Annotated in this window: 6 protein-coding genes and 1 pseudogene; 2 read left to right on the top strand and 5 right to left on the bottom strand. The window is 68.5% G+C overall.

Annotation, left to right across the window (positions count from 1 at the left end; translation table 11 throughout):
* Nucleotides 1-522: pseudogene (locus tag WBB07_RS27005) on the top strand (3-carboxy-cis,cis-muconate cycloisomerase); the annotation flags it as partial.
* A complete protein-coding gene (gene pcaDC, locus WBB07_RS27000) occupies nt 519-1,652 on the top strand; it encodes a bifunctional 3-oxoadipate enol-lactonase/4-carboxymuconolactone decarboxylase PcaDC (RefSeq protein WP_526312400.1) in 1,134 nt (377 codons plus the stop codon). The pseudogene WBB07_RS27005 and the gene pcaDC, both read left to right, overlap by 4 nt.
* Here the strand turns inward: pcaDC and WBB07_RS26995 are convergent.
* Genes WBB07_RS26995 through WBB07_RS26975 form a run of 5 tightly spaced genes read right to left on the bottom strand, consistent with a single transcriptional unit; the run spans nt 1,645 to nt 8,003 of the window.
* Nucleotides 1,645-2,466: a sugar phosphate isomerase/epimerase family protein gene (locus WBB07_RS26995; protein WP_526312398.1), complete on the bottom strand. Its 822-nt coding sequence runs from the start codon at nt 2,464-2,466 to the stop codon at nt 1,645-1,647. The two genes, pcaDC and WBB07_RS26995, sit on opposite strands and share 8 nt — an antisense overlap.
* A complete protein-coding gene (locus WBB07_RS26990; RefSeq protein WP_526312396.1) occupies nt 2,463-4,163 on the bottom strand; it encodes an FAD-dependent oxidoreductase in 1,701 nt (566 codons plus the stop codon). The genes WBB07_RS26995 and WBB07_RS26990 overlap by 4 nt, the downstream gene beginning before the upstream one ends.
* Nucleotides 4,160-5,233: a Gfo/Idh/MocA family protein gene (locus WBB07_RS26985; protein WP_526312394.1), complete on the bottom strand. Its 1,074-nt coding sequence runs from the start codon at nt 5,231-5,233 to the stop codon at nt 4,160-4,162. Before WBB07_RS26985 ends, WBB07_RS26990 begins: the two co-directional genes overlap by 4 nt.
* Nucleotides 5,233-6,060 (bottom strand): aldo/keto reductase, encoded by an 828-nt coding sequence (locus tag WBB07_RS26980; protein ID WP_526312392.1) that lies wholly within the window; start codon nt 6,058-6,060, stop codon nt 5,233-5,235. The genes WBB07_RS26985 and WBB07_RS26980 overlap by 1 nt, the downstream gene beginning before the upstream one ends.
* Entirely contained in the window at nt 6,057-8,003 is a 1,947-nt protein-coding gene (locus WBB07_RS26975; RefSeq protein ID WP_526312390.1) for an oxidoreductase, read from the bottom strand. The genes WBB07_RS26980 and WBB07_RS26975 overlap by 4 nt, the downstream gene beginning before the upstream one ends.
* Between the last annotated feature and the right edge of the window lie 2 nt (nt 8,004-8,005).

The raw sequence follows: 8,005 nt of genomic DNA, 5'->3' as shown, positions 1-8,005 counted from the left end.
GTGTTCACCCGCGCCGGCGACGCCCTCGTCGGCTGCTGTGATGCCTGGGGGCATATCGCCGCGGACGTGGCCACCGGCAGCCGGTTCGAGATCGCCGAGTTCTCCCAGAGCGACGCCGGTGGCTCGTCGACCATGCCGCACAAGCGCAACCCGGTGGGCGCGGTCCTGCTGCGCCGGGCGGCGCTGACCGCGCCGGCCCTGGGCGCCACGCTGCACCTGGCCTCGGCCACCACCGTCGACGAACGTGCCGACGGTGCCTGGCACGCAGAATGGTCGACGCTGTCGACCCTGGCCCGCCGCACCGTCGCGGCCGCGGCGCAGGCTTCCGAGCTGCTGAGCGGTCTGATTTTCGACGCCGCCCGCGCTGCAGCCAACCTTGCTGCCGCCGAGGGGATTCTGACCGAGCAACACACGATGAGCGAGCTGACCGGGCGCCCACCCGGAGCGTCCTATCTCGGTGCCGCCGACGTATTCGTCGACGCAGCGATCCGGCGGGCCGACGAACTGGAGGAACTGTCATGAGCGCTGCCCTGACGATCACCGGCACCGATTTCGGCGGTCCCGCCGAAGCGCCGTTGCTGCTGCTCGGCCCGTCGCTGGGCACGTCCGCCGCGACGCTGTGGGCCACGGCAGCGCGCCGCCTCGCCGCGCGGTTCCGGGTGATCGCCTGGGATCTTCCCGGCCACGGCTCGACGCCGGCACACACCACCGGGTTCGCGATCGCCGACCTTGCCGCCGCGGTGGTCGCACTGGTCGACAGAGTGGAGCCGGCGGCCACATTCCACTACGCCGGAGACTCGGTAGGCGGTTGTGTCGGACTGCAACTGGCCTTGGACTCCCCCAACCGGATCCGCACTGTTTCGGTGCTGTGTTCCGGTGCCGCGATCGGTACGGCCGACTCGTGGGCCGACCGGGCCGCCACCGTACGAGCCTCCGGCACCAGCGCCCTGCTCGCGACGCAACCGCAACGCTGGTTCGCCGCGGGGTTTGTCGAGACCCACCCCGATGTCAGTTCGACGCTGCTGCATGCGCTGCGCGACACCGATGCCGAGAGCTACGCACTGTTGTGTGAGGCTCTCGGTCGATTCGACGTCACCGACCGCCTGGGCGAGATCAGCTCACCGGTGCTGTGCGTCGCGGGCGCACAGGATGTTGCGACCCCGGTGGAGTCATTGAGCCGCATCGTATCCGGCGTCTCCGACGGTGCGCTTGTCGTGGTGGACGGGGTCGGGCATCTGGCCCCGGCAGAGATGCCGTTGAAGGTCGCCGATCTGATCGCCGCACACGCCGCCCCCGACGTCTACACGGCGGGAATGGCGGTGCGACGCGACGTGCTCGGCGACGAGCACGTCGACCGGTCCATCGCGGCGACAACGGATTTCACCGCCGACTTCCAGGATCTGATCACCCGCTACGCCTGGGGCACCATTTGGACCCGGCCGGGTCTGGATAGGCGCAGCCGGTCCCTGATCACCTTGACCGCACTCGTCGCGCGGGGGCATCACGAGGAGCTGGCGATGCACCTGCGCGCCGCACGCCGCAACGGCCTCACCGTTGACGAGATCAAGGAAGTGCTGCTGCAGACGGCGATCTACTGCGGTGTGCCGGACGCCAACACCGCTTTCCGGATCGCCGCGCAGGTACTCAGCTGACCGGAACGCAGGCGCCGACCGTGGCGCGGGCGGCGGCGGCCAGGTGATCGAGCCAGGCGCCGGTGCCCATGGCATGGCGCTGCGGTTCGTTGGGCAGCTCGACGCTGATCGGGGTTCCCGCCGGTAGCGCCGACCAGATGCCGACAAGATCGATCCCGCCCTCTCCCGGTACCAGTCGTTGCTCACGGGCCTGCCGGATCAATTCGGCGTCGGTGTCCGGGGTGGGCACCGAACCATCGCAGAGTTGCGCGTAGTGCACCCAGTTGGCGGGGATTGCGCGCAGGTCCTCCACAGTGGTGGCCGAGCGCCCGGCATGCAGGGTGTCCACCAGTACCGAACGGGCCGGGCCGTCGGCCTGCTCCACGATCGACATCGCGGTACGCGCGTCGGGAACCGACGTCCACGGCATGAACTCCAGGCTGGCGGCGATGTTGTACTGGGCACACAGCATGGCCAGTGCCGCATAGGAATCGGCCAGTCGACCCAAATCGTGGTCGTCGCCGGCGACCAGCACCGCCCGCGCCCCCAACGTCGCGGACGCCTCCAGCAGCTCCGTGTAGGCGGCCGCCTCGAAGTCGGCGGCGATGCGGATGATCTCGATGTCGAACACGCTGATCGGCGAGTCGTCGAGTCGGGCAAGCACTTCCCGCAACGCGGCCGGATCCTGGTGAATCGGATAGGCGGCGGTGCCCGGCGCGGCGGGCAGCAGCCGCAATCCGACCGTGTCGAATCCGTGCTGCTGCGCCAATCCGATGTGTTCGACCGGCGCGATGTCCAATATGGTCAGTGCGGCCAGCCCCAGTGGTGCGTTCATGAGGGTGTTCCCAATGCCTTTCCTGTCAAGTAGCCAAATGTCATGGCGGGGCCGATGTTGATCCCACCTGACGGGTAGTGCCCGCCCATCACGCTGGCGGCGTCCACCCCCACCGAGTACAGCCCGGCTATCGGGGTGTCGTCGTCGGCCAGTACCCGCGACGATGCGTCGGTGACCAGCCCGGCGAAGGTCCCGAAGCTGCCGGGCACCAGTTTGACCGCGTAGAACGGCCCCTTCTCCAACGGCGCCAACGAGGGGTTCGGCCACGGGTTGTCGGCGTCACCCGAGCCCCGGTTGAAGGCCGTTGTCCCCCGCCCGAACTCGGGGTCCTCGCCGAATCGGGCGCTGTCGTTGAACGCCGCAACGGTCTTCTCCAGGCCATGCGGGTCGATCCCGCATTTCTGCGCCAGCTCCGCCAGGGTGCGCCCCCGCCGAAGGTAGCCGGAGAGCAGGTGATTCAGCCGTGGCACCGGCAGCGGTTTGGCGGTACCCAGCGGGTAGTACTTCATGTACCGCTTGTCGGCGATCAGCCAGGAGCACACCTGCTGGCCATCCGGAACGGCCGCCACCATCGCCGAGGTGTAGTCGTGGTAGCCGTTGGCTTCATTGACAAATCGGCGACCGTCGGCGAGCACCCCGATCACGCCGGGTTTGCCGCGGTCCAGGATGTGCGGGAACACGCCACGGCGACCGTTGACGTAACGCACCAACGACACCGGGCAGTATGCCGCTGCCGAGGCCACCGACCGGTCCAGGCGGCCACCGACAGTCTGCGCCAGCCGCAGCCCGTCACCGGTGGTGGAGCCCGCCGGCGGCAGCGTCCAGTGTTCGTGGCCGGTTGTGGTGCCGCCGAACAGTTCCCGGCGCAAGTCGACATCATGGCTGAACCCGCCGGTGGCCAGCACCACCCCACGGCGCGCGGTCACGGTGTAGGCGTCCTCGGGTCCGGCCAGCCGCAGCCCGGTGACGCGGCCCGCGTCATCGCTGCACAGCGCCGTCGCGGCGGTGTTGACCCGGATCTGCACGCCGGCATCCAGCGCCGACCGCAGCAGCCTGCCGACCAGTGCGGTGCCGTTGACCAGGCTCTGACCCCGGCGGTACACCACCAGATCGGCGAAGTGCCTGCTCACTCGGAACGCGCAGTGCAGGAATGCTTTCGATGAGCGGGTGGAGTGCAGAAAAGCCTGCAGGTCCGGTCCGGCCATGATTCCCATGCCCAGGAACGATGTCTCCCACAGTTGGCGGCGCAGCAGCCGAGCGACATCCGCACCGAGGGTGTTCAGGCGCACCGGCTTCGGTGCCACCTGCCGTTGGCCTTCGGCCGCACCCGGAGTCGCTCCGTGGATGTCGGCGATCTTGGCGCCGGGGACGAACTGCAGTGCCGTGTGCTCTTCGAAGAAGTCGACCATCTCCGGTGCGCCCGTCAGGAAGGCATCGACTCGCGCCTCGTCGAAGTTCTCTCCGAGGCGGTGACGCAGATAGGTCTTGGGCGACTCGATGTCCTCGACCACCCCGTCGGCTCGCGCAAATCGGTGCCGCGGAGTCCACATCCAGCCGCCCGACCATGCCGTGGCCCCACCACAGGTGGGGGCCTTCTCGACGACGAGTACCCGGGCACCCCCATGGGCGGCGGCCACCGCAGTCGACAGCCCACCGGCGCCCGAACCCACTACGACAACATCGAATTCTTCGGTCACAGCACCGTCTCCTGCAGTCGTGGGGTGAGGTCGACCACCGAACCGGTGCGCGACGATTCGTAGATCGCGGTCACGATCGCCAGCGACGTCCGCGCGGATTGCCCGGTGACGGCAGGACGGCGGCCGGTCAGCACGGCCTCCGCGAAATCCTGCACCTGCACGGCGTGGAAGTCACCCAGCCGCGTGTTGACCGAGCCGACGTCCGGCCGGCCGGGAACAGCGGTGTCGAAGGCAGTGAACAGCTGTTCCTCCCCGGGCACCGTCCAGATCTCGTTGACACCTTCCTGGCCCTCCGGGAACTCCAGCACACTGCCGATGGCCCCGGTCTCGCCGATCACGGTCACCCGGCAGCCCAGGTTGTGGTTGGCGCCGGTGGTGGCCGTGATGGTCGCGGTGGCACCGGAGGCAAACGTGACAACGGCCGAGGCGGCGTCTTCGGTTTCGATGTGAGCGCCGTGGGTGTGCGTGCGAATGGCGCCGCTGACCTGTGTCGGTTCCCCCAGATACCAAGCCAGCAAGTCGATCTGATGGATGGCCTGGGTCATCAGGACTCCACCGCCGTCGGTGTCCCAGCGGCCCCGCCAAGCATCCGAGGAGTAGTAGTCCGCGGGCCGGTGCAGCAGTACCGACACCTCCCCCAGTACCGGACGGCCGATCCGCCCGTCGTCGATGGCGGCCCGGATCCGTTGCGCAGCCGGCCAGAACCGGCGCTGGAACACCACGCCGAACGTCACGCCGGCTCGCTCGGTGGCCTCGATCATCCGATCGGCCGCGTCCAATTCGACGGCGATCGGTTTCTCGCACAACACGTGCAGTCCGGCGGCCGCCGCCCACACCACCACCTTCTCGTGTACCGGATGCGGGGTACAGACGGTCACCGCGCTGAGCTCCAACGCCAGCAGCTCATCCAGCTCCGCCACCGCATGCGGGATCCCGTGTTCCGCGGCGAAGGCCTGCGCCCGGTCCAGAGCCGGATCGCAGCAGGCGACCACCTCCACGCCCGGCACCCGGTGCAGCGCCCGGGCGTGGTTACCGGCGATCTTGCCGCATCCGACGATCGCGATACGCATCAGAAGTGTTCCTCTCGTTCGACGTCGCGAGCAGCAGCCTCACCACGGTCGAGGGCATTGAGCCGGACGATGTCGTCCTGGCTGAGGTTGATCTCGCAGGCCGCGAGGTTCTGCGCCTGCCGTTGGGCGTCGGCCGACCGCGCCACCGGCACCACGCCCTGTGCCAGATGCCAGGCCAACACCGCCTGGGCGGGAGTGCATCCGTGCGCCGTCGCGATGTCGGCGACCACCGGGTGGTCGAGCACCTCACCGCGGCCCAAGGGGCTCCACGACGACGTCAGGACACCGAGCTCGTCGTTGACCGCCCGGACCGGCAGCCGGCACAGCGACGGGTCCATCTGGATCTGGTTCACCGCGGGCGCCTCATCGCACTCCTGGGCGACGCGGCGCACATGGTGGCCGAGAAAATTCGACACCCCGGCATACCGGATCAGCCCGGCATCGCGGCAGGCCAGCAACCCGGCAAACGCGTCTACGTACTTGTCGAACCGGATCATCGGCCAGTGGATCAGGTACATGTCGAGATAGTCCAGACCCATGACGTCCAGGCTTCGCTGCACCGCTGCCCGGATGTCGCCCGAAACATGGTCGTTTCCACGTAGTTTCGAAGTGAGGAACAGTTGCCCCCGGGGCAGACCGCAGTCGGCCACGGCACGGCCGACAGCGTCCTCGTTGCCGTAGATCGCGGCGGTGTCGATGTGGCGATAACCCGCCTCGATCCCCATCAGCACACTGCGAGTGGCCTCATCGCCGGTCAACGGCCAGGTACCGAGGCCGATGGTGGGAATGTCAGTGCGGACATCGGTGGACATTGCCGGAGCAGTCATGTGTTGCTTTCCTTTTCAGCAAGTGCGGTGATCGCGCGCGCGGTGTCGGCGGCCGTGACGAGCGCTGCGTGGATCGAACCGCCATCCCCTCCGGCGTCGCCCACAGCGTGTACCCCCAGCCTCGGAGACAGGGCCCGCAGCTCGGCCAGCAGCTCGGTGCGGGGCTCGACGCCATGGGACAGCAACAATTCGCCCGGCGCGTCCACCCATTGGTCGGCCTCTGCGGACCGGATCAGGATCCGGTCGGCCTCCACCTGCACCACCGTCGACGACAGATGCGCAGTCAGCTGTTGCGAGGCAGCCAAGCGGGGCAGCATGACGATCTTGGCCCGTCGGCCCACGTCATGGGCGATGGCGGATTGCGGCCCGATCAGCACCACCCGGGTGCCCTGCAGCAGCAGGTCGTCGGCCACCGCGGCCGCCTCACGGTCGGCGCCATAGATGGTGACGGCGGCCGGAGCCGGGCCACCGTCGAGCAGGAAGTTGCGCACGTCGCGGATCACGCGGCTGTCGGACCCGCGCAGTGGGGGCGCAAACCCGACGCCGCCGGTGGCCAGCACGATCGCATCGGGCACATCGTCGGCGAAAGTGGCTGCGCCGACCCGGGTTCGGAGATGACATTCGATGTCGAGGTCGCCGATCTCGGCGCGATACCAATCCACGATTTCGGGGTACTCGGGGTACTCGTGCAGCCGCGATGCCAGCACAAAATCACCGCCGAGCTCGTCGCGGTCATCGTAGAGATCGACCCGGTGCCCGGCCAGCGCGAGTTCGCGGGCAACACCCATCCCGGCCGGACCCCCACCGACCACCGCGACTCGAACGCGTTGGGCGGCGGGCTTGTCCGGCTGGTCGGCCTCGCGGCCCACCCAGGGGTTGACCGAGCAGGGAATCGGCCCGGCGGCAAGGGAATCGATGCAGTAGTTGCACGCGATGCAGGGCCGGTAGCGGCCGCCGTCGATGGCCCGGTTGGGGAAGTCGGGATCAGCGTGCAGGGTGCGGGCCAGGCTGACAAAATCGGCCTTTCCCGCGGCGATGATGTCGGCGGCGGCCTGCGGGGTGTTGATCCGGCCCGCGACTCCGACGGGTATGTCGTAGGCGCTTGCGTACGGCTCGGCGTAGTCACGCAGCAGCCCACGCTCCCATTCCCCGGGCTGGATGATCCACTGTCCCGATTCGTAGTTACCCGCCGAGACGTCCAGAAAGTGCAGCTTGTCGGTGTGCACCGCCGTCATCCGCTCGAGCATCAGCTCGGGCGTCAGTCCGCCGTCAACGGCTTCGAACGCCGAAAACCGCAGACCCAGAACCATTCCTGGAGCGTGTTCGTGGACCGCGGCGATGACGCGGTTGACGAACAACACCGGGTCGGCCCACTGGTCATCGCGCTTGTTGTACGCCGGCGACATGAACTGCGAGATGAGGTAGCCGTGGCCGCCGTGCAGGGAGATGACGTCGACGCCGGCCTGCTGGCAGCGTGCTGCGGCTTCGCCGTAGCACTCGATGATGTGCTCGATGTCGTCGGTGTCGAGGACCTCGGGCATCTCGCCGCCGACCACGTGGCACGGGATGGGGCTGGGCGCCACCGGCACGAATCCGCTGATCGCACCCTGGGCGGTACGCCCGCCGTGGTTGAGCTCCACGCCTACCAGCGCACCGTGTGCGTGGATGGCGGCGGCCATCTTCGCGATGCCGGGGATGCGGTCGTCCTCGTCGACTCCCATCTGCCGGATCCGGCCCTTGCCGTCGGCACGGACGTAGCTGGCTTCGGTGAACACCAGCGCGGTCCCGCCTTGGGCGCGCCTGGCCAGGTAGTCGATGTAGCGGCCGGTCATGGTGCCGTCGATCTCGCAGTAGTTGCGTTCCATCGGCGCCGACACAAAGCGGTTGCGCAGTTCCAGCCCGCCGATGTCGAGCGGCGCGGCAAAAGGTGGCAGGGTCGACATGA

The organism is Mycobacterium sp., assembly GCF_049647605.1.
GTDB lineage: Bacteria > Actinomycetota > Actinomycetes > Mycobacteriales > Mycobacteriaceae > Mycobacterium.
This window is presented reverse-complemented; position numbering and strand designations above follow the sequence as displayed.